This window comes from Rhodothermales bacterium (assembly GCA_017643395.1).
In the GTDB taxonomy this organism is placed as follows: Bacteria; Bacteroidota; Rhodothermia; order Rhodothermales; family UBA10348; genus JABDJZ01.
Genome location: JAEPNP010000002.1, coordinates 1 through 22,732 on the forward strand (window position 1 = coordinate 1; position 22,732 = coordinate 22,732).

Annotated in this window: 15 protein-coding genes and 2 tRNA genes; 6 read left to right on the forward strand and 11 right to left on the reverse strand. The window is 63.7% G+C overall.

The genetic code is table 11. The annotated features are described in order from the left end of the window. The 5 genes from JJ896_08530 to JJ896_08550 form a co-directional block, all read right to left on the reverse strand. Positions 1 to 510 (reverse strand): hypothetical protein (locus JJ896_08530; GenBank protein MBO6779685.1); only part of this gene is annotated, 510 nt, incomplete at its 3' end. A gap of 341 nt (positions 511 to 851) precedes the next feature. Continuing rightward, positions 852 to 1,922, reverse strand: coding sequence for a 3-phosphoserine/phosphohydroxythreonine transaminase (serC, locus tag JJ896_08535; GenBank protein MBO6779686.1), 1,071 nt, complete (start codon positions 1,920 to 1,922; stop codon positions 852 to 854). Positions 1,923 to 1,924: 2 nt separating this feature from the next. Further along, positions 1,925 to 3,127, reverse strand: a complete 1,203-nt coding sequence (locus JJ896_08540) for an NAD(P)-binding domain-containing protein (protein MBO6779687.1) — start codon at positions 3,125 to 3,127, stop codon at positions 1,925 to 1,927. A 5-nt stretch (positions 3,128 to 3,132) separates the two neighbouring features. After that, positions 3,133 to 4,335 (reverse strand): DUF1015 domain-containing protein, encoded by a 1,203-nt coding sequence (locus JJ896_08545; GenBank protein ID MBO6779688.1) that lies wholly within the window; start codon positions 4,333 to 4,335, stop codon positions 3,133 to 3,135. Positions 4,336 to 4,553: 218 nt separating this feature from the next. Beyond that, positions 4,554 to 5,492, reverse strand: a complete 939-nt coding sequence (locus JJ896_08550) for a polysaccharide deacetylase family protein (GenBank protein ID MBO6779689.1) — start codon at positions 5,490 to 5,492, stop codon at positions 4,554 to 4,556. A gap of 130 nt (positions 5,493 to 5,622) precedes the next feature. Here JJ896_08550 and JJ896_08555 point away from each other — a divergent pair. Both JJ896_08555 and JJ896_08560 read left to right on the forward strand, forming a co-directional pair. Next, a tRNA-Met gene (locus JJ896_08555) sits at positions 5,623 to 5,695 on the forward strand. 107 nt (positions 5,696 to 5,802) lie between these two features. Beyond that, positions 5,803 to 6,342 carry a hypothetical protein gene (locus tag JJ896_08560; GenBank protein MBO6779690.1) on the forward strand — a complete coding sequence of 180 codons (540 nt, stop codon included), beginning with the start codon at positions 5,803 to 5,805 and terminating at the stop codon, positions 6,340 to 6,342. Here JJ896_08560 and JJ896_08565 read toward each other — a convergent pair. Continuing rightward, positions 6,339 to 7,562, reverse strand: coding sequence for a patatin-like phospholipase family protein (locus tag JJ896_08565; GenBank protein ID MBO6779691.1), 1,224 nt, complete (start codon positions 7,560 to 7,562; stop codon positions 6,339 to 6,341). The two genes, JJ896_08560 and JJ896_08565, sit on opposite strands and share 4 nt — an antisense overlap. 20 nt (positions 7,563 to 7,582) lie before the next feature. Between JJ896_08565 and JJ896_08570 the strand changes: the two genes are divergently transcribed. Beyond that, positions 7,583 to 8,470 (forward strand): hypothetical protein, encoded by an 888-nt coding sequence (locus JJ896_08570; GenBank protein MBO6779692.1) that lies wholly within the window; start codon positions 7,583 to 7,585, stop codon positions 8,468 to 8,470. Between the two features lie 49 nt (positions 8,471 to 8,519). On the opposite strand, the gene JJ896_08575 is transcribed toward JJ896_08570, so the two are convergent. Next, on the reverse strand, positions 8,520 to 10,652 hold the full coding sequence (locus JJ896_08575; protein MBO6779693.1) for a S46 family peptidase: 2,133 nt from the start codon (positions 10,650 to 10,652) through the stop codon (positions 8,520 to 8,522). Between the two features lie 83 nt (positions 10,653 to 10,735). Continuing rightward, positions 10,736 to 11,614 (reverse strand): S46 family peptidase, encoded by an 879-nt coding sequence (locus JJ896_08580; GenBank protein MBO6779694.1) that lies wholly within the window; start codon positions 11,612 to 11,614, stop codon positions 10,736 to 10,738. 156 nt (positions 11,615 to 11,770) lie between these two features. Between JJ896_08580 and JJ896_08585 the strand changes: the two genes are divergently transcribed. Beyond that, positions 11,771 to 11,854 (forward strand) — tRNA-Leu (locus JJ896_08585). Between the two features lie 4 nt (positions 11,855 to 11,858). On the opposite strand, the gene JJ896_08590 is transcribed toward JJ896_08585, so the two are convergent. Next, positions 11,859 to 13,175 carry a hypothetical protein gene (locus JJ896_08590; GenBank protein ID MBO6779695.1) on the reverse strand — a complete coding sequence of 439 codons (1,317 nt, stop codon included), beginning with the start codon at positions 13,173 to 13,175 and terminating at the stop codon, positions 11,859 to 11,861. A 139-nt stretch (positions 13,176 to 13,314) separates the two neighbouring features. Between JJ896_08590 and JJ896_08595 the strand changes: the two genes are divergently transcribed. Next, positions 13,315 to 14,193, forward strand: coding sequence for a PD40 domain-containing protein (locus JJ896_08595; protein ID MBO6779696.1), 879 nt, complete (start codon positions 13,315 to 13,317; stop codon positions 14,191 to 14,193). Further along, positions 14,190 to 14,918: a hypothetical protein gene (locus JJ896_08600; protein ID MBO6779697.1), complete on the forward strand. Its 729-nt coding sequence runs from the start codon at positions 14,190 to 14,192 to the stop codon at positions 14,916 to 14,918. The genes JJ896_08595 and JJ896_08600 overlap by 4 nt, the downstream gene beginning before the upstream one ends. Positions 14,919 to 15,192: 274 nt before the next feature. Here the strand turns inward: JJ896_08600 and JJ896_08605 are convergent, their stop codons facing one another. Next, positions 15,193 to 17,670, reverse strand: a complete 2,478-nt coding sequence (locus JJ896_08605) for a T9SS type A sorting domain-containing protein (GenBank protein MBO6779698.1) — start codon at positions 17,668 to 17,670, stop codon at positions 15,193 to 15,195. Further along, positions 17,667 to 22,550, reverse strand: a complete 4,884-nt coding sequence (locus JJ896_08610; protein ID MBO6779699.1) for a T9SS type A sorting domain-containing protein — start codon at positions 22,548 to 22,550, stop codon at positions 17,667 to 17,669. Before JJ896_08610 ends, JJ896_08605 begins: the two co-directional genes overlap by 4 nt. Positions 22,551 to 22,732 lie beyond the last annotated feature (182 nt).

Consider the following 22,732-nt stretch of genomic DNA (forward strand, 5'->3'; position numbering starts at 1 on the left):
GCCGGATTGTGTGCGGGCCTGTTGGCGATGGGCCTTCAGCCGTTTGAGGCCGCCGTCTGTGCCACCCATGTGGGAGGGCTCTACAAACGCACCGGCAACCTGCCCATAGTCCCGCTGAGCCAGGCCGAGCACGATCGCCTCTTCCAGCTTCGCATCCACATCCAGCGCCGCCTTCATCTGCTGATACGTCTCAAGCGGCTCCTCGTGGCCGGTGGCAACGTCGCGGACGCGGGGCACCCGGATCGGCACCCGCTCGTCTTGGATCTGGATCGAACCGGGATTGGTACCCCAGCGCCGCAACGTGCTCTCGGCAGGATGACGGCTGTAACGGGGACCGCAGAGCGAGGTCACGTTGTCCTCGAGAATCTCGCGCACCAGCAGTAACGCCAACTCCGCGTAGTGCTGGACCAAGTGCAGCTTAACCTCCACGCCCTCATGGAGCACTTCGCTCAATCGCGTGGGGACCTGTGGACTGCGTTCCGAAGGCGTCGTATCGTGGGACTTCTTCATGTAGGGGGTTCCTTTCTGGTGACGTCGTAACTCACCCGGGAAGGAACCCCTTGCTATATCTAGTTTCAACTAGACGAGAATCTACCCCGAGATTTTTGGGGGCCAAGCGGAAAATCGGGGTCCGATTCCGCGTTGCGCGGATTTCAAACGGGGGCCAAGTTGAATCCCGGGTCCCTATTCCACCTTGGCGGTAAATCGGTGGGTGCGGTCGGCCGTCGAGCGCGACATCCGGCCCGCCCCAGCCGCCAGGTCCGCCCCAACCGCCGCCCAGCGCCCCAGCCGCCAGGTCCGCCCCAGAGGCCCGCCCGGCCCAGCGGCCCCACAGGCCCCCGCACCTCCGCTCAGCCGTTCGAAGCCTCGAACCGGTCCATAAAGTCCACCAGCGCCTTCACGGACTCGATCCCGATCGCGTTGTAGGTGGACGCGCGGATCCCGCCGACGCTGCGGTGTCCTTTCAGGCCGACCAGCCCCTCGCCCTTGGCCTCTGCCACAAAGCGGGATTCCAGTTCCTCCGACGGCAACCGGAAGGTCACGTTCATGAATGAGCGAGCGTCGTCCCGGGCAGTGCCCCGGTAAAACTCCGTGCGGTCCAGACGCCCGTAAAGTAGATCCGCCTTTTCCTGATTGCGCCGGCGCATGCCTTCCAGGCCACCGTTCTCCTGGATCCAGGCCAGCACCTTCTCCACCATGTACACCGCGAAGACGGTCGGCGTGTGGAACAGCTTGGCTGTGTGCGTTCCGTAGTCGAGGATGGTGGGCACATCCGAATTACGGCGCTGCAGGAACGAGTCCTTCACCAGCACCAGCGTAACACCCGCCGGTCCGAGGTTCTTCTGCGCTCCGGCGTAGATCAAGCCGTAGTTGGACAGGTCATACGGACGGCTGAGAAAGTCACTGGACGCATCGCACACCAACGGCACATCCGAGGCCGGGTCCACGTGCAGCTCGGTACCGTGGATGGTGTTGTTGGACGTGAAGTGCAGGTAGGACGCGCCCTCGGTGCGATCCCAGGTTGCGGGAGACGGAATCCAGGTGTAGTTGTCCGCCTTCGAAGTCCCGGCAACATGCGTGGTGCCCACACGCTGCGACTCCTTGATGGCCTTGGCCGACCAGGCTCCGGTGTCTACGTAGTCGGCGGTGCCGCCCTCCGACAGGAAGTTCAACGGCACCTGATAGAACTGCGTGGAGGCGCCCCCGTGGAGGAACAGAATGTGCCACTCATCGCCGATGCCCAGCAGACTGGACAGCCGCTCGCGGGCAGACGCCGCCACGGCCGTGTACTCCGGCGATCGATGGCTGATTTCCATGATGGATGCGCCGGCATCCTTGTAGACGGGCAGTTCGGCCCTGGCTTCTTCAATGACCGACAACGGCAGCGCCGCAGGGCCTGCCGAAAAGTTGTGAGCGCGCATACTCAGAGTTCTACGATGGAAATGGCCAGCACGTCCGGATGCCGGGCGATGCGCTCCAGCACTTCGGGATTGGGCTTGCCGTGAAAGCGAATGTGGGCACAGGCGGCCTCTCCGCCCTGAAACAGCAGGTTCTCCATCTCCTGCACGTTCCAGTCGGCGTACCGCATCTGGTCGAGCACGGAGGCGAGCACGCCGACCTGGTCCAGGTGGCGCACGGTCAACTGGTGCGTGGCATCCGAGCGCTGAGCCATGTTGACGCAGTTCGGAACCTCGCCCGTCTCTGCGAACTGAAGCACCACCCGAACGGCCTCGTCGGCGATCGCCTCCTGCGCCTGCGCCGTAGAGGCACCGATGTGGTGCGTGATGTACACGGACGGGTGGCTGGCTATCCGGCTTTCGAACTCGCCTGTTTTGGCGGCGGGCTCTTCCGCGAAGACATCCAATCCGGCTCGCACGCCTTTCTCCTCAAGCGCCCAGACCAAGGCATCCTCATCCACGACGCTGCTGCGGGTCGTGTTGATGAACATGGCGCCCGGCTTCATGGCCTCGAACAGCTCCCGGGATGCGAGCCCCCGGGTGGCATCAGTAGCCGCCACATGCAGCGACACGATGTCCGCGCCTTCGACCGCGTCGGCAGGTGACTCGCACCACGTAACACCCCATTTGTCCGCCTTCTGCGGCGTCATGGACCGGCTCCAGGCGCGAACAGGCATTCCAAACGACGCAGCGCGGCGCGCCACGGCCCGCCCGATGTTGCCCATCCCGATCAGCGCCAGTACCCGACCCTTCAGTCCGGCCGCCTTGGCGTAGGCCGCCTTGTTCCAAACGCCCGCCCGCGCATCGGACACGTTGTCCGGAATCCGGCGGTCCAGCGACAGAATCAGCCCCATGGTCAGTTCCGCAACCGCCACGGCGTTCTTGCCGGGGCAGTTGGCCACGAACACGCCGCGGGCAGAGGCTCCGGCGACGTCGATGGTATCGTAGCCGGCTCCGGCACGCACCACAAGCTGCAGATCAGCACCGGCGGCCAACACGTAATCCGGCACCTTGGTGGAGCGCACTACAAGGACCGAAGGGTTGTGCTGCTCAAGGGCTGCCTGGAGCGCATCGCCCGTCAACTCCGGCCGGGATATCACCTCGTGGCCGGCCGCGGCGAGACGGTCCAGTCCGGTCTGCGAGAGCTTGTCGGCAACGAGAATGGTCATGGCTGTCAGAAGCGATGCACCAGCAGTCCGGAGCGCAGTTTCGGCTCAAACCAGGTTGACTTGGGAGGCATCAGAAGGCCTGCATCCGATACGTCAACCAGTTCTTCTATGCTGGTGGGGTACATGGAAATACCAAGCGCTGCCCGACCCGAATCCACGAGTCGTTCCAGCTCCTGTGTGCCGCGGATGCCGCCCACAAAGTCAATGTTGGGGTCCCGGCGAGGATCGGTAATGCCGAGCATCGGCTCCAGGATATGCTCAGTCAGTCGGCCCACATCCAGGCGGTCGCTGGCAGAGGTGCCCTCGGTGTGCGGAAGGGTCATGCCAAACCAGGCCCCGTCGACGTAGAGGGCGATGTCGCCACGCCGCATCGGAGTAGGACTCGCATCGGGCCTGAGGCCAAACCGAACCTCGAGCTGCGCCAAAAACTGGGCCGGAGGAACGGGCAGAGTACGTACGATGCGGTTGTACGCCATGATGTGCATCTCTGCCATGGGGAACAGCACGGCCGGGAAATAGGAGGCCTCATCGCTCGGCCCGGCCCCCAGTTCGGCAGCGGCTCGACTGGCCGCCTTGCAGCGATGATGGCCGTCAGCGACATACAGATTGTCGATCCCCTGAAAGGCGGATACCACCGCATCAGGGTTGGAGAAGCGCCAGATCGTGTGCTGCACGCCGTCCGGGGCCACGAAGTCGTACACCGGGTCCTGCCGGGCACAATCGGACATCAAGCCGGCGACGGCATCGTCATCCTTGAAGGTCAGCATGACCGGCTCTGCGTGCGCGCTCTGCTCGACGATGTGCCGCGTGCGGTCATCCTCCTTCTTCGGCCGGGTGAGCTCGTGCTTCAGAATGACGTCATTGTCGTAGTCCGCCACACTCACACAGCCAAAGATGCCGGTCTGGCTGCGCCCCTTCATGATGAGCCGATACAGGTACAGGCTGGGCTGAGGGTCTTCGACCGTGTAGTCTGCGCTCGCAAACGCCTTGAGGTTGGCCGCTCCCCGGGCGTAGACCTCGTCCGCGTGCTCGTCCGTGCCTTCCGGCAGGTCGATTTCCGGGCGAATCACGTGCAGAAAACTGCGGGCGTTGCCTTTGGCCAGTTCCCGGGCCTCCTCGCCGTTGATGACGTCGTAGGGGACCGAGGCTACGTCGGAGGCGGCTTCAGCCGTCGGACGCACCGCCTTGAACGGATGGAGATGGGCCATTTCCCAGGGGATCGTTGCGCAGAAGCGCAGTATACGGCCCCGGATTCTGGCCTCTGTCACCGCCGTAGTTGAGGCGCACAGAGTTTGCTTGAAATTGCCGCGGCGCCCTGCGGCACGCCCCCGCGCCCGCGGTGAGCCCCACACACCCAGCGGCACACGCCCCGCGCCCCCGCGCCGCTTTGCCCACACGTGGCAGGCCGCGAGCGCTCGGCCGGCAGCTACCGCGCCGTGTAGCTCCCCTCCGCCATGCGGGTCTGCTTGATCTGCTCCAGCAGTGAGACGCCGCTCGAACCCAGCCAGGTGGTCTCCTCGCGGTACATCGGATCCTCGTACGCCTCGGCAAGGGTGACGAATTCGAATCCCTCTGCCGACAGCCAGCCGAGGATGGTGTCCAGGTAGTCGCGATTGACCCGATTCGCGTGCAGCAGCAATACATGAGGCACGTTCCGCCCGTACATCTCCTGCGCGAGTCCGTCCCAGTGTCGCACCGACTCCTTGATGTGTTCGACGTAGGCCTGCCCCACCTGGAAACGCCGGTCCCAGTCTTCGGCCAGCTCCGCGTCCGCATAGTCATTGTCGAACCGCCAGTCGTCATTGGTGACCGTAACGGGTGCGACCTTGAGCGCCAGTGAGTCCAGCACGGCCATCCATTGGTCGCGCTCATCCAGACTGCGCCCCCGCTCCAGGTACGGGAAGCGGAAATAGCGCACCACATGTGCCGGATCGACGGACCGGGAAAGCACGGCCTGCGCCTGCGCGATTTCCCGAGCACCTTCCTCCAGACTCAGCTCATTGAACGAACGATGGGTTACGGAGTGATTGGCTACCGAAATACCGGCTTCCGTCCACCGGGCCAGCAGCGCCCTGGCCTCCGGTGTCTCCAGATCTCCGGCTATGGCAAACACGGTTGCCGCAGCGGCATGCTTGTCGAGTACCGAAATGAGGCTGTCAACCGCCTGCTGCCGTTCCCATTCCCCCGGATAGCTCAACGGCTTGACGATGGGGGCATCATCCAGGGTGATCGCGATCTGGCGCGGACCCGGATCAGGGCTGCAACTCAGCAGGCCGGCCATGGAGAACACAAGACAGAGGGAACGCAGCATGCGGGACCGTATTCGTTCTGCCTGTGGCTGCTCCAAATCCTGTTCCAGTCTCATGGTGATCCGGTTGTGGGTGACCCGGCTGGCGCAAGATCAGCCGGCTGCCGCCACCCCGCATGTAAGTGACGTGAATGTTACGAGCGGCTTTGGAAATGCCGCTCCTGAGAGGCTATATTCTTTGCTCGATCGCGGGGTGGAGCAGCTGGTAGCTCATCGGGCTCATAACCCGAAGGTCGCAGGTTCGAGTCCTGCCCCCGCTACAACAGGCTCTCCGGTTTTTGCCGGAGGGCCTATCTTTTTTCCGGTTCGGTTGGCCAAAACTGTATCCTTTTTGCAGCGTGATTCGTTGCACTGGAAACGGGAGCCTATGAGCCGCTGGTACCAGGTATTTGACGATGAGCGTGTCAATGTGGTGACACGCGTTGCCGCAAGGCGTCACGCCGCAGGCGCGGCATGTCTCGGAGTGCTGACCGGCATCGGCGTATTTGCGGTCGTCACGGGTGCCGTCAGCCTACTTCCGATCGCTGTCGTGCTCATCGGTCTCTGGGGTTGGGCAGGCTCCGCCCTCCTGCGCCAGTGGAGTACCCTGCGAGCCCAGGTGTGGTGCGTCAAGTTCAGCGATCGCGAGGTTGTCGGGTACGACTATCGTCGGCGACGCATCCGGATCGACTGGGTTGACGCACGCTGCGTGGATGTCGGTAAAGCCGGTCTGGCGGTGACCTCCGTCAGCGATCTCAAGCTCGAAGTGCCGGTCAGCTTTCCGGATTACACCGAACTCTGCCACGCCATCCTCGAGCACGCAGAGTTCTACGAGATACCCGTATTCGTCGACGGCAGGCGCCTTTCGGAAATGAGCGCGAGCACGCTGTTTCCCTTTTTGGCCGAGTTTCAGAAACCGGCGCGCTAGTCGGGCTCTTCGTCGCTGAAGAACCGGTCGAAGTCGTCCTTTCGGGCCTTCGCGTCCGCATAGCCTATGTCAATCAGGCGCTCGGTATACGATGGGTCGAACAGGATCATCGACAGCCAATCGGGGCTCTTCGTGTCGCGTGAGCCGAGTCCGCGCGCGAACAGGTTCAGAATTCCGGACAGGTCGGCCTGATACTCTCCCGACAGACGACCAAGGTCTCGGGAGGGTCGCACCAGCACCAGCCTGATTTTTTTCATGTCGCCCCAGTCGCGGCGGGGAATCATGTCCAGTAACCGGTTGTAGCGCAACAGAATGGCCGCGTCCTGGTCGATGCGGTCAAGGAAGATCGCGTTCAGCAGAATGCCGAATATCTGGGCTGCAGGCGGGTACCCGTACGTGGACGGCATGTCGGCCTCTCGGCGTGTCCGATCATATCGCGTGGACACAGCGATGATGCGGTCGGCGCCCAGGTGAATCGCCGGACTCAGTGGCTCGGACAGCCGAATCCCCCCATCGCCATACCAGGCCGGCCCCAGTGGAATGGCCGGAAACAGGAACGGCAGTGCCGTGGACGCCATGATGTGATCCACGGTCAGCTGCTCTGAGAGGCCCACGCGGTTCGGTCGTTCCCAGCCATGGGTTTGGTGGCCCTGAATCCACGACACCGTCTGCCCGGTGGCGTAATTGGTGGTAATCAGCGCCAGTGCGCGCAGCCGCTCCCTGGTGAGGTTCTCTGCCACCCCCTCCAGCCTGCCGTCCGGGGAGTTCAATATGCGGCAGAGATACTGCCTGAGAGGCGCTGTATCGACGATGCCGTTTCGGGGCACAATCTCACCGAGGTTCTCCTCGGGCCCTCCACGCAGCGTGCGCCACAGATAGGAGAGCGACGAGGGGGCCTCAAAAACATCGTCGGAGCGAATGTTCGACCAGCAGTGTACCAGCTTGGAGGTGGCTGCGTTGAAGGAGGTCTCGTCATTCGCCACGGCAGCCGCATTGATGGCTCCCGCCGACACTCCGGTCAGGATCGGAAAGGAGACGTCCGGGTACTGGTCGGCAATGAATCGAAGTACGCCCGCCTGATACGAGGCCCTCGCGCCTCCACCCGAAAGCACCAGCGCGTTGCATTGCGGAGCCGGGCGGGGGCCGATGAGTCGCTCCCGAATGCGCTCCAGCACACCGCGAATCGCTCTCTGGTCCGTAGTCCCCGCCGTCACTTCCATGAGCCAAGTTTAGCGCTTCCATGAGTCGGGTACTCATGCTATTTGTCGACGGCATCGGCCTGGGCCCGTGCAAGCCGGAGAGCAATCCGTTCTGCGCGGATCTCCCCGGGTTTGAAGCACTATCGGGCGGTCTTCGCTGGGTCTCCGGGTCCAGCGTCAACGAGCCCCACCGCCTCTTCCGTGCTATCGATGCCAATCTAGGCCTGGAAGGACTCCCACAGTCAGGCACCGGGCAGGCCACACTGTTCACGGGCATCAACTGTGCCCAATTGGCGGGGCGGCACTATGGCCCCTACCCGCACTCCGCGACCCGAAAGGCGCTGCGGGAGTCCAGCATCTTTCAACGGGTTGGTCCTGAGCGATGCGCATTCGCCAACGCCTACCCCCCGCGATTCTTTGCGTGGGTCGAGCGTATGAAACGATGGCCGGTAACGACCCGCGCATGCCTGGATGCCGGCGTTCAGATTCGCACGATAGAGGATCTGGAAGCCGGTCGCGGGATCGCCGCAGACGTGACGGGCCGCGGCCTGGCCAGACATCTGGGACTCGCTGTCACCGAGGTTTCACCGGCCGAGGCAGCGAATCGGCTCTTGGGATTGGCAGAAACGCACGCGTTCACCCTGTTCGAGGTATTCCACACGGACAAGGCCGGTCACGCTCAGGATCGGGAGCTGGCAGCGCGCATCCTGTCGCCGCTGGATGGCTTGCTGCAGGCCCTTGTCGAGCAGCGCGGGGAAGGCCTGACGATTGTCCTGACCAGCGACCATGGAAACCTGGAGGACCTGTCCGTCAAGACCCACACCCGCCACCCGGTGCCCCTTGCGGTGCTTGGGCCGGGTGCGCCATCGTTTGCGTCGGTGACGGACCTGACGGGCGTGACTCCGGCGATCGCGGAGCTCCTGGGCTGAGTCCGGCCGCGATAGGCGGCAGAATGGTCTCGATCTCGCTTCCGGTCCCTTAGCGCCCGCCCGCTTCCTCGGCCGGCCGATCCATGCCACGAAGCAGTTCTCCCGCCAAATCGTGCGCCCCATAGACCTCAACCAGCGCCGCCAGAATCCCGCGCGAGTCCACCGAGACGGACCGCGCCTGGCCATCTGTGTAGATGAACTCGTTGGGCAGCGCCTGCATGTTTGAGTCGAAGATCAACCCTACAATCTCCAGGTCCGCGTTAAGCAGAGGCGAACCAGAGTTGCCCCCCGTGATGTCGTTCGTCGATACCAGATTGAGCGGCGTGCTGCGGTCAAAGGTCGCGGGCGCATCGATCCAGCGCTCAGGAAGCGTCCACTCCGACTGTCCCGAAGAGGCATAGAAGCGCTCGTACAGTCCGAAGTAGGTGGTGAAGGGTGGTATGGCGTAGCCGTCCACTTCGTAGGCCAGGACGCGGCCGTCGGAAAGCCTGGGTGAAAACGTCGCGTCCGGCGGCACTTCGTGGCCATAGACGGCGAACCGGGCGCGCCCGAGCCGCGAGTTGAGCGCCTGCTCGCGCTCCTCGAAGCTCTCCAGCTGCTGGTTCTGGGTGAAGTAGAGTGGTGCGATGACTTCAATCGCCTCTACTGACGCATCGCCGCTGGTGAGGTAGTTCTTGTCCAGAAGCACGCGGAACGAACTGGAGTCCTTGAGCGCCGTGCTGTCCACCAATAAGGCCGCCACCTCTTCCGGCGTGCTGTCGCCGAGCAGGCGACGGACGGACGCATCCTGGGGGCCCAGCGCGTCGCGCAGTTCGGAGATCCGCAGGGCGATCAGTTGCTTCTCCAATTCGGGTGGGAAACTCTCGATTTCCAGCGCCTCTTCACGAATCTCGGCTCGCTGCTGCGGCGGTGCTCCGCGCTGCCGAATGAGGGTCAGCACATACCCGTACATGGCGCGAGCCAGTATTCGGGAGCTCAGCGACGGATTGAGGAAGAACGCAAATGCCTGGGCGGTCTCCAGAGAGGCCTCTTTGGAGAGCTGCACCGCGGCCAGTTCGCCGAACACGCTCCGGTACTCTGCGGACAGCGAGTCAGACTGCAAGATTTTCTGCTGGAGCGCCAGCTCGGCAGCGCCCTTGCGCGGAATCAACCAGTCGGACTGGAGACCGTCCAGCTGTCCCTGAAGCGACTTGCGTGTGTTCTGCAGCGAGAAGTAGGCATTTCGCAGGTCGTAGGCGTCCGCCTCTTCCGGATTCGCGTCCACATACTCACGCAGGATCCGGGCGCGTTTGTCCAGGAGCGTCAGCGTGGCCGGCAATTCGTGATCCCGGAGGTATTCCAGCTGGCTGACGGTGGCCAGGCGACTTGTGGATCCACCGCTCCCCACAACGAACACCGGGTCTCCTTCCGCGGCACCGTCATCCGACCATCGGAAATAGTGTGATGGCCTGATGGGCCGTCCGGCCTTGTCATAGGCGCGGAAGAAGGCCACATCCAGATTGTAGCGCGGGTAGGTGAAATTGTCCCAGTCGCCGCCGAAGAAGCCGACCTGCAGCTCCGGCGCCATGACAAGGCGCACATCGTCCAGTCGTTCATACGTGTACGCCGCGTAGCGCCCACCGTTGTACAACGGAACGACCTCGACGACGCGAGTCGAGTCGGTGGCCTTTGCCTCTGCCGTCAGGCGTGATCCAAGCGCTTCGGCCTGGCGATCCCGTTCTGCGGCGCGGGCCGAAGGCGGCATGTCTGCGCGGTCGAGCGCGTACACCTCAGCGGTGACATCATCTATCGCCATGAGCCGGTCCACGTACAGATCCTCCACGGCCCGCTCCTCGGCCCGGGAGGTAGCGAGAAACCCGGCGTCGAGCAATCCCTCCCCCTCTTCTTCCACCTCGGTGATGCTTTCCCGTGCGCAGTGGTGGTTGGTCATGATGAGCCCCATCGCCGACACAAAACTGGCCGAACAGCCCGTGCCGAAGCGCAACGACGCGCCGCGGGCTCGCGCGAGCCAGAGTGAATCCACGGTGAGGCCGTACTCCTCCTGGAAGTACGCAACCGGCGGATTGTCGAACGTCCACATCTTGCCTCCGTCGAAACGGCCGGTGGGCACGTCCGCGTACGGCAGCAGTGCCGCCTGCGTGGGCGGCGTGACGGCAGGCCGCGCGGTCGTGTCGGAACGCACGGGTACCGAGGTGACCGGGACTATCTCCCGGGGCGGCGCGCAGGCTACCAGGACCGCCATTAAGAAGAGAGGGATCCAACGCATTACAACTCCCCTCCTTTCAATTCATCCCACAGCCCCTCGGTCGGATACAGACCGGAAAGCGCCGCTTCGATTCCCCGCACATCGAGCGCAATGGATCGCGACTCCGCACCTTCGCCATGCCCTAGCACAAACCCAACAAATTCAAGCGACTCGTTTACAAGTGCCGCCCCCGCCCGACCCTTTGTGGTCGCAGCAAGGTTGATGGGCGTGGTCAGGTCCACCATTTGCCCGGCATCCGCCCACTGCGCCGGCAGCGACCAGGGTTCCCGGCCACCATTTCCGTGATACCGGTCCAGCATGCCGAACAGCAGGGTGTGCGACATCGCCAACGAACCGTTGAACTGGAATCCGGAAACCTCGCCCAGGGACACACTGCCAGAAGAAATCTCCAGAACGCGGTTCTCAGGTCCCGCCGTCGCGCCCCCAATGGAAAAATGAACGGGACTTGCGATGGGCTCATCGGCCTTCATCAAGCGGAGAAGCACCATGTCGAACCGGTATGAAGGATAGAGGAGCCTGCCCCCAAAGCCGGCAACCTCATCCTCCGGCGCGAAGACCAGGTGCACGGCATCGAACACACTGTCCACGGGCACATCCAGCGGCCGCGGCTCCCCATAGTGCGCTCCCGCCGGCAGGTACTCAGCCAGACACGAACGCGTGGAGAGCACCAGGCCCTGCCCCGACATGAAGACTCCGTCGCACCCGGCCACGCGGACCAGGGCCGACTGGGCTGTGACAAGATTGTTGAACACATCCGGGTTCAGGGCTTCCTGAACCGCATCCCTGGAAGGGGAATAGTCCATCCAGGTCTCTTGGGCGTACCCCGCCGATGTCCCCAGGCCCAACAGGACGGCGAGGACGAACACGCGTCGTCTCATATAGCGGCTTTCGATGAGCCCTCGCAAACCGGACGGGTCTGCGCACGGTTCCGCAGCCTGCGGGGTGCCTCACACGACCCGCGGTTTTTCAATACCCGTTGAGATCGTTACGCGGCACGCCGGGGTCGAGGCAGTTTCTGCTATATTCGCCGCCCTGCGAAAGTGGCGGAATTGGTAGACGCGCTAGACTTAGGATCTAGTGTCCGAGAGGACGTGGGGGTTCGAGTCCCCCCTTTCGCACAGATCAGGCCGCGCGCTGCGCCGCGGTCGTGTACGGGATACAGACCGTGAACGTGGACCCGCGACCGGGAGCGCTTTCCAGCCGAACCTCGCCGTCCATGAGCATGGCTAACTGGCGGGTAATGGCAAGCCCGAGACCGGTGCCGCCGTGAAGCCGCGTGGTGGACGAATCCGCCTGAGTGAAGGTGTCGAAAATGCGCTCCTGCACCTCGGAGGGCATGCCGATCCCTGTGTCGGCGACCTCGATGATCAGCGCCCCGCATTCCGCACTGGCGGACACTGTCACCCGGCCCGAAGCAGTGAATTTGACCGCGTTGGAGAGCAGATTGCAGACGATCTGACCCAAACGTGTGGCATCCGCGACAGCAGTCGTAGGAAGCGATTGATGGATACGCAATGACAGGTCCAGACCCTTGCGCCTGGCGTTCACCCGAAACAGGTCACATGCATGGCGCAGGCACTTCTCAGGAGAGAACGGATGCGGGTCGAGCTCGACGCGCCCGGCCTCAAGCTTGGACAGATCGAGAATGTCGTTGAGCAGGGTAAGCAGCGTCTCCCCGGACTCTCCGATCGTCTCCACCAGATCCAGCTGCTCATCGTCCAACTCGGTGTCGGCCAGCACGCTGGTCAGGCCGATCACCCCGTTCATGGGCGTGCGGATTTCGTGGCTCATGTTGGCAAGGAATTCTGCCTTGGTGCGGGCAGCCGACTCGGCGTGATCCCTTGCCCTCCGTAGCGCCTCCGCCTGTTGCTCGTCGCGCAGATGCATTTCCTGGAGGCGAAAAACGGAATCGCGACGGATCACGTGCACCACGCCGGCAAGAAGCACTGTTTTGAGCAAGGCGACACCATAGGCCGACCATAGTGGGTCCGCGGGTGCCTGCCATACAAACCAGCACCAGAAGGCCACCATGACACTCACGAGGATGATCACCCAGCGCGTCGAAAGCAGTACAAATCCAACCCCGGTGGTCACCAGCATCAGGCTGGTGGTGCCCATGGGATCTGCCTGGAGCGTCATGAGCACCATGGCATTCACGACGGCCATGGCTGCGACGATCCCCCACAGGGTATGCCCCGCTTCGTTGAAGCGCTCCAAACGCGACAGGTAGCGCATGCCCGCCGTGATCGCGGCGATCACAAAAGCGAGGATTGCCATGGGAATGCCCATCTCCGGCGGAAACGCGAATGCCTGCGTGGTCCCGGAAATGAGATAAAGGCCCGCTATCGCAAGCCCGCCGACGCGCATGGTGCGCAGCGCTTCTCGCGCAACCGCCTTACGGACTTCGTGGGCTGATATGGGTGGATGCTCCTCTGCCATGGGGGGTGGCTTGTTCGGTCGTATCGGCCGTCGGGCCACGCGGCTTGAGCCGGATTTGTCCAGGCGGCAAATTTTTGCGGTGAGCGGCCTGCTGCGTCTCCTCGATCGAACCTCCCCGGCCCGCACCTATCTTGATCCCATGAAACGACTTCTTCCCCTACTGCTGCTCCTGGCCGCCTGCTCCACGCCCGAACCGGAGACCGAGCCGGCGGCGACCACCGCGGCGCCCACGGGCTCCGACATCCACCTGTTCAGTCTGTCTGGAGATGGCGCACAGCCCATCGCCCGGATCACGGACCGGGACGGCTATGACAATCAGCCCAGCTTCACGTCCGACGGAGGCATGGTGCTCTTTACCTCGGACCGCACCGGGAATATGGATTCCTGGGCCTACGACGTGTCAGATGGTTCGCTCACCCAACTGACGGATACGCCGCCGGGCGAGTACTCGCCGACGGTACTACCCGACGAACCGTCGTGGTTTTCGGTGGTCCGGCTCGACTCCACAGGCCTGCAAACCCTGTGGCGACATGCACTCTCCGGAGACGGGGAGCCTGCGCTGGTGGCCGACATCGATCGCATCGGCTATTTCACCTGGGTGGGCAATGACCGGGTACTGTTCTTCCGCCTGGGCAGTCCGGCCACCCTGCAGTTGGTCACCGAGGGCACGGGCGACACGACGGTCGTCGCAACGCGCGTAGGTCGTTCGCTGCATCGTGTGCCCGGCCAGCAGGCCTCCAGCTATATCCAGGTTCAGGAAGACGACAGTCGCGAGATTCTGCGGTGGGACTGGAACACCGGCGAGAACTCAGCAATCGCGGTACCGCTCGAGGGCGGGCAGGATTACGCCTGGACGCCTGACGGTGCACTGGTCATGGCCGTGGAGGGCGAGTTGTATCGATACAAGCCGGGAGAGAGCGTGGACTGGAGCCTGGTGGCTGACCTGGACCTCGATGGCACCAGCCGGCTGGCTGTCAGCCCGGACGGAACCCTGCTGGCTGTAGTCGCGAACCGGTGAGCCGCATCGGGATAGCCGGCGCGGGACTCGCGGCGGTTCTTCTCGTGGTCGCGGGCTGGGTGGCTACTCCTGCCGATGAGCCTGATGGCCCGTTTGGCCCGGTTCGCGCGTTTACCATCGATGAAGGTGACATCTGGGCGGGCCCTCTCCGGCGCAGAGTGCGATTCTGGGGTACGCCGACACGGCGACCCGCTTGGGATTTCCGCGTCCGCTTCCACCTGGCTGACGTGCCGGACGGGATGTCCATCAAGATCATCGGCCTCTCCGACCTGACCCCTCGTTCCAACCGCGTCCGGCTGTATGGATCTGAGCAGACGCTGTCGATCACACACGAGGACTCGGACCGCTTCGTAGGCACGGTAACCACGCGTGACGGAGTCCGTGGCCTGCAGATTTCGGCCTATGCCTACCGGGACGGGTACGGCGGCATCTCTTCTTCGCGCGAGGTGAGCATCCCCGACTCCCTCGGCCCGCTCACGGTGCCGCTTGGGTTCCTTCCGGACAGCACCTGGGGCACACTCACATTGAGGCGAGGCCCGCGAACCGCGGAATACGCACTTCAGGTGGACGGCTGGCCCGGGGACTCAACGGCGACGGCCAGCATTCCCCTCGTCCATCGACCCTCGCGCCTCCAGGAGCGCTGGTCCGGATTTGCTCACGCCGGAGCCGGGAGCTCCCAACCCCGCGCGCCCGCCACGTTGCGGTTCGAGATCGCCAAAAGGTGACAAAAAAAGATGGCCCGGACAGCTTGTGACTGCCCGGGCCGCGCCCTCGATCCAAAAGGAGCGAGTGCCGATGTACGGCAATTAGAAACGCCCGGAAATGGGTTGTTTGCGCACTTTTCTGCCCGAATGTCCGATTTGTGATACGAATTGCGCACCCATGTCCGATTAGAGTTAAAGCATGGTCAACGCCGGTGGAGCGCGACAGGACCATCGAATACGGAAAAGGCCCCCTCACAATTGCGAGGAGGCCCCTTCCTGTCATCGGCATCGCTCCCTAATCCACGATCAGTGGACGGGAGTGTGTGGTCTTGTCCGTGCGCATGCGCACGAAATACAGTCCGGGAGGCAACGACGATACATCCGCCGTGCCTGCAGAAAAGCGCAACGGCACGCGCCGGCCGCTCACATCGAAGAGTTCGATGCGCTGTACCCGTTCAGAAGGGGGTGGACGCACGTGAATGCGATCGGACGCGGGATTCGGCCACAGGTCCAGCCCCGGACCCTCGTCCGGCTGCTCGGTCTGCACGCCTGACGCCTCGGTCCAATGGGCCAGAAAGTTGGAAACCTCGGCGCCGGCCTCGTTGAAGTATCCTCCGACCAGGAAACCTTCCTCCAGAGCCGCGACCGTGGTCACCGTGTTGTCGACTCCCGGCCCGGCGGCCAGCCAGGCCTGGTTGGAGGGATCCCAGAGTGCGACCCGACGCGCTTCGCGTCCCCCCGCCTTGGAAAAACTGCCGCCGACTACGAGTCGACCATCCGGGAGCACGGCAAGGGCTCGGCTTTGGTTGTTCAGGCCTGAACCAAGGGCGGTCCAGGCAAAATCATCGGGGGACCACGCCGCGACAAAATCGGCCCGCTGCCCACCCGCGCGGGAGAACAGTCCGCCCGCATAGACGCGTCCATCCGGGCCGACCGCGATGGCACGAACCGTGGAATTGAGCCCGGATCCCAGGGTGTACCACACCTCCTGGCCGGCGTGCCAGCGCGCTATGCCCCTGGCCGCCTGGTGCCCGGCCGTCGAGAAATCGCCGCCGGCATAGATGCTGCCATCGGGACCCATGGCAAGAGCCACCACAGGTCGATTGGTGCCACCGCTCATGGACTGCCAGCTGTCGGAGGCTGGATCCCAACGGGCGATGTGATTGAAGCCCACACTGCCCTCCTGCTTGAAATGCCCGCCTGCGTAGACCTCGCCGTCTTTTCCGACGGCGAGCGCGCGCACGACACCGTGCAGGCCCGCGCCCAGTGGTGACCAGGTCCCATCGGCTGGATCAAACCGTGCCACAAAAGCGATGGGCGTCGCGCCGACTCTGGTGAAGCTGCCGCCAGCGATCAGCCGGCCCTGGGTGTCGACTGCCAATGCCTCCACGGGCGCATTCGGCTCGGCATCCATCCGGGTCCAGGTTGCACGAACGGGATCCCAGTGCCCGAGGAAGCGCAGTGTCTCACCGGCGGCTCGGTGGAACTGACCGGCGACCCAGAATCCGCCCTTTCGGTCAGAGACCATGGCCGAGACCGGCCCGTCCAGTCCGTTGCCGTCCCGGACAGGCTTCAGGTGATGCCAGCCTGCGTCTCCTTCCCAGATGGCCACGGCATCTGCAGGCAAGCGGCCGGCCGAAGTGAAAGCCCCACCGACCACCAACCGGCCGTCTGACAGGCTCTCAACGGCCATAACGGTGCTGTTCGCGCCCTCAAGCAGGGGTTGCCACGTGCGGCTGTCAGGATCCAGCAGCACGATGCCGTTGGCGGCGCTTGAACCCGCTGTCTGGAAGTTTCCTCCGACCGCAATGAGCCCGTCCGGACGCGTGAAGAGCACATCGACGCGCCCATTCGGAGCGCTTTCCGGTGCCTGCCAGGATCCGGACTCCGGGTGCCAGATGGCCAGATAGGGAGCATACTCCCCGCCTGCCCCCTGAAAGAGCCCTCCGACCCAGAGGCGGCCGCTACCGTCAAATGCAAGCGCCCGCCCCATGCTGGAAAGCCCGACGCCGAGGGACTCCCAACGATCTGCACCGGGATTCCATTTCGCGATCCCGGGCATGAGTGCGGAGCCCGAGCGCGTGAAGTCTCCGGTGGCGTACAACTCACCGGAGGGCGAGATCGCGAGGTCTATGACCAGGTTGTCCAGTCCGTCGCCAAACGGCATCCAGGTGCCGGTGGCCAGGTCGAGTCGGGCGATACCACGGGCTTCCGTGCCACCAGCCCTGGAGAAGAAGCCCCCCACGATCAGGCCACCGTGGCCGTCTTCGATGATGGAGGACGCGACGTTGTTCAGCCCCCCTCCGACGGCAGACCATGCCTCGGTCGCGGGATCCCAGCGCGCCAGCGCCGTGGCCGTGCGCCCATCGGCCCGGGTGAACGAGCCGGCGGCGTACAGCATGCCGTCTGAAGCCACCAGCAGATCCTCCGGCGGGCCGTTGAGTCCATCGCCCATGGGGTGCCAGGTACCCGACTGCAGGTCCCATCGCACGATGTGGCGGGCCTGGATGCCGCCGGCCATGGTGAAGTTGCCGGCCACGAACACGTCTCGGCCATCGGAAGCCACGGCCGTCACGACGTTCGAGACCCCGTGGTACGGAAAGGCGAATCCCGACATCCACTCGCCCGCTGTCGGCGCGAGGGTCGCGACCGGACTGTCCAGTGTCAGGGAACGATGCAGAACCGGGTCGTCTGCCGTGTCGATCCAGCGGGCGGGCTGAGCGCTGACGGGATTCACCAGGACCGCCGCCACAGCCAGGAGAAATACTCTCACTTGAGCAGCGTCATGGTCTTGGTGACGACCGCTGCCCCGGTATGGAGTCGGTACAGGTAGGACCCGCTGGCAAGCGCACTCGCATCCAGCCGGACCTCGTGCCAGCCTGCTTGCAGGTTGCCGTCCACCAGGGTTGCCACGTGGCGCCCCAGTACATCCAACAGCTCCAGCCGAACCTGGTCCGCATTCGGGACCGCAAATCTGATCGATGTCGCCGGATTGAACGGGTTTGGATGATTCTGGTCCAGTTGTGCCGTCGTCGGAAGTTCTGAAGGTGGCTCATTTGCAACCGAGAGGCTGACGTTGAGCGCGCTCGGGTCGTGCTGCTCCACGACGCCTCCCTGGTCTCCCAGAAGGAGTTCTCCGTCGGGCGTCGGCGCCAGCAGCGTCACCAGCGTGGAGCGCAAGGCAAACAGGCCCAGCGTGCCCGCTCCTCCAGTGAAGGGGGTCTGGTTGACCACAACGCCGTAGCCCCACGCAGTACCATACAGGTCCGGTTGGCCGTCGTTGGCGATATCGCCGCCAAAGGCCAGCTTGCGGATCTCCGGGGCGACGCCCGTCGGGGTCAGCGAGCCCTGGTTGGCATCAAGTTCTGCCCAGCTGGTGCCGGAGTTGCTCGTTACCCAAATGCCTCGCGAAGTGCCCGCATACAGGGACCCGTTGGTGCCGAACTCCAGGTCGAAAATGTGGAGGGCATCCTTTGCGGCCATTTCCGTCGCGGACGTCTGATCCCAGCTGTAGCCGAAATCAACGGACCGGAAGACCCCGCGCCCGGCCGTGCCGGCATACAACTCTCCGGCATTGCTGGGGTGAGCGACCAACGTCCAGGCGGTCTCCGCCGAACCCCGCGGAAGTGAGGAGACCTGCTGCCAGTTGGCCCCTCCGTCAAAGGTGCGGAAGACAAGGCCATTGTTGGCCGATAGATACATCGTGCCGTCGTTGACGTCCTCGGAGATAGAGTACACCAGCAGCCAACTGTTGGTGGTGCCTGGCAGATTGGGCTCGGCCGCCGTCCAGGTTTCGCCCTCATCGTCAGAGTAGTAGAGCCCTCCGGAGCCCCAGGCGGCGAGCCACACACGACCCTCGTTGGTGCCGTCATCGTCCAACCAGAGGTCCGCGACATACAGCGGGTGGGGCAGGCCCTCACCACACTCGTGGTAGGTATCACCCAGGCCCTGCTGGGTGAACAGGTCACCGTCGGGGGCAGGCGTTCGGCACAGCACGGCAGACGTGAGACCGGGCGATCCCTGGTACAGGCCGAGCAGCATGCGCTCCAGTCCCGAATCGGGCGTGACCCACTCGGCGGACTGGGCATGCAGCTTTGCGGGAATCACAAACGTCTGCCCCACGATCAGCGTGTCTACCGCGATGTTGTTGGAGGCCAGCGGATCCGTGTTCTCGCCGACTGCTGAGATGGTGAAGGCAGTCGTGTCTGCCAGCGACGTGTTGACCACGCCGTAGAAGACGAGCGTTTCAGTGGCGTCCGCCTGAATCTCGTCCATGGTCCACAGCATGGTACTGCGGTTGAGCGTGCCTTCGGACTCCACCGGCCCCGTCATGTTGGAACTGCTGTTGGCATCGACCTCGAGCACGCTTGTCAGCGAGGTCAGATTGACCGATGCACACTGTCCCGTATCCGGGCCGTTGTTGGTCAGATGCACGGTGACTCGTACCGCCTCTCCGGGGTATGAGAGTTCGTCCTCCACGGTGAACTGGGTGATGGCCAGTTCGGCGGTGACAAAGGCAAAGACCTCAAAGTCCTCCTGGTAGACGGACAGGGGCGGCGTGGTGCCGGTGATGGGAAGCGGCGAGACCTTCAGGCCGGTTACCGGGGTCGAAAAACTCTCATTGTTGGTAGCATCCAGGCTGATATCAAGGATGTCCGGGTCGCTACAGCTTGCCGGGTCGCCCCCGTCGGCGTAGATCTCGTAGTTGATGCTGGGATCCACGGTAATGCGGTCCCCGGCGAGGTCGCCGTTCACGTAGATGCCGGGATTGACGCCTGCTGTCGGGTATACCGGGCCACCGCCTGTATCCAGTTCACCCACGACTACCACGTCGTTGCCGGTGCCCGCATTGATGATCAGGCGTTCGCTCGGGTTGACAAAGTGGTTGGTTTCGCCCAACGTCGAGGTGAGTCGTGAAGAGCCGTCATTGGAGCCTCCGTTGTCGAGGGTGATGGTTTCCGCACCACCGGTATACGTGAAGGTCGCGACCGTCGCGCTCAGGGCGAAAGTGACCGGCTCAAGCTCGGAATAGACCACATCCAGCTCGTCGACCGACGCGGTACCAGCGGACGCGCTCGTGTGCACGTTCGAAGTCACGTGGGTCGGAGCCACCGTGTCGGTGAAGGTGATCTGATCACCCGGATTGGTGCTGACATTGCTGCCACCGACGAACGTGATGGTGGAGTTTGGTCCTGCGGCGGAGGCGAGATCGACAATCAGGTGATCGTCTCCCGCGCCGCCGTTGAAGGTCAGACCTCCGCTCGGGATGGGGTCTCCCCCGGCCATGTTGACGGTGAGGTCGTTGTTGCTGGCGTTGCCGGTAAACGTGAACGAGTTCAGTGGCGTGCCGGTGACCTCGAACAAGGTCGTGCCGCCCACGACCAGGCGCAGGTTGCCACCGCTGATTTCGAAGGTCGGGTTACCGGGGAATCCATCGTCCGGAGCGGTAAACGTGACATCCGCATTGGTGGCCGACAGCACGGACACCTGGTAGTCCTCCACTTCCCCATCGCTCGCAAAACCGGTGGGGGAGTTGCATGCCATGCTGGTGCTGCAAAAACGGGCTCGCGCGAAATAGGAGCCGGTGGCCTGTGACGCCGGAATCGAAAACGGGTACATGGCCGATCCTGTGGCGGCGACCACCGTGTTGTTGGTCAGAATCTCATTGGCGTTGTTGCCGAAGACGCCGTTCGCGTCCCAGTCAACCCAGACGCTGAGATAACCGGCGCCGACATTGGTCGCCGTGAAGGAGGCCGTCGTGCCCGTGGCGTCCGACACCAGGGTGTGGGGAAAGACTACCCCGTCCTCGTCGTCCCCGACCGCATCGTCCCCGTTTGCCGTCGCGTCGTCCCTCGCATCGGGATCGGCGTCCGGCGCCACCGCACCCAGATAGACTGGCGTTCCGGTCATGTGGCGCGGACCATCATTGGAGATGTCCGTTTCATAGTTGCCGGCTCCCGTCCCGACTCCGGTGTCCGGGGCGTCTCCGAAGTCCACGCCTATAATCGTGACGACGTGGTCCTCCACCTCACCATTCGGAGCGTTCTCAGTCGGGTCGTCGCAATCCGTCTGCACCGAACAAATCCGGAAGCGGGCATTGCGGGTGCCTGCCGAAGTGGTCGGCGGCGTGACGGATAGATTCGTCGATCCGCCGCCCACAGGTCCGGAGAAGAAATCCTCCCCGGCATCCGTAAAGTTGCCGTCGCTGTCAAAGTCGATCCAGGCGCTCACAAAGGCGCCGCCGCTTGCACTGACGGCGATCACGCCGGGGACGCCAGCTCCCAGGTAGGTGGGCAGAATGATCCCTTCGTCGTCGATGCCATTCGTGTCGTCTCCGGTGGCGTTGGGCGCCTGGGTGCCCGACTCCGAGTCGACAGACCCGCTGAAGGTTGCAGCGCCGCTGATGATCTCGTGGCGGGGGTCTCCATATCCGACGAGGTCCCCGTAGTCGTACTGGTTGACCGTGTGCGAGGCATAGTCATCCTCACCAGTATTGCCGTTCCCCGGCGTGGAGTCCCCGTCAAACTGCGCTGAGGCAGCCACATCCGCAATGAGCGTGAAGGTGTGTTGATCACCGAGCGTCGAGGTGAACTGCAGGGTCTCGGAGCCAGAGCTCGCGACGGCACCCACCGTCCAGATCTGCGTGCCGGTGCTGTGACTTCCCGCGGATGGGGTGAGCACTGGCGCAGTACCACCGAACGGTGTCGCGTCCAGCTCCGGAATGCTTACGGTCACGCCAGATGCGGCACTGGGCCCATCGTTCGATACCCGAACGGTCATGTCCAGAGCGCCCGTGTCGGGATTGTAGCTCACCGCTTCAATGGACAGACGGAGGTCGGCTTCGACGGGAGTCGCCGTCGCGGTTGCCGTGTTGTCCGCGGGATCCGAATCGTGCTGGCTGGCCGATGTGACGGATACCGAGTTCTGATAGCTGTTGCTGTCCGAAAAGGGGTCGTCCTTTACTTCAGCGGTAAATGTGCAGCTTGCCGACGCCCCCACAATGAGCCCAGGGTGGGTCATGGTCAGCGAGGCCGAGCCCGCGCCCCCAGTCACGAACCCCACACAGGCACCAAATGTCGTGGTCGCCGGATCGTATCCGGCGGGCACCGTATCGGTGAGTGTGAAGCCCGTAGACGCCGCAGATTGTGCCCCGTTGTTCTGGTTCAGCACGTCGATCTGGAACGTGACCGTCGGAGAGGCCGGGGTTGGGCTGGGGTTTGCCGTGATCGACTTGGTCAGCGACAGATCTGCTTCCGTTCCCGTGCCGGTAACCGTGAACGAGAAGGGTGTATTGCCCGCATTCCCGGACACGATCGTGATGGTGGCTGACCGTGCGCCTACCGCAGTCGGGTCAAACACCACAGTGAAGCTGCCGGCGTTGTTGTCGTAAGGTGGACCCGACGGCAAGACGGCGGTCACCGTGAACTCCGCTCCATTTGACGTGATCGAGGCGATGTTGAGCGTACCAGCGCCGCCGTTGGTCACGGCGAAGGTGCGCTGCGTAGGGGTCACAAGGTCGTCGACGTCCTCCGATCCGATAGCCTGCGAGGACCCGTCCGTAACTACCCCGGCGTCCACAAGGATAGTCTGACCGAGCGCCGCGTACGGCAGAAAGAACGCGCTCAGAACGAGCGAGCAAATGAGTGCCCTCATTGGCCGGAAGGATTTGGCGGTGGGTGGCGGGCCTTCGGACCGGGGCGCAGAAAGCGGGGGCGGCGATGTACATCGGCGCCGATCCCCCGCTTATGAGAACGGGTCAAAATGTCCGATTTGCGGCCATCAATGTCCGTTTTTTCGCATTTGTGCCGGAAATCGGGCCCTCGAAAACAGCAGAC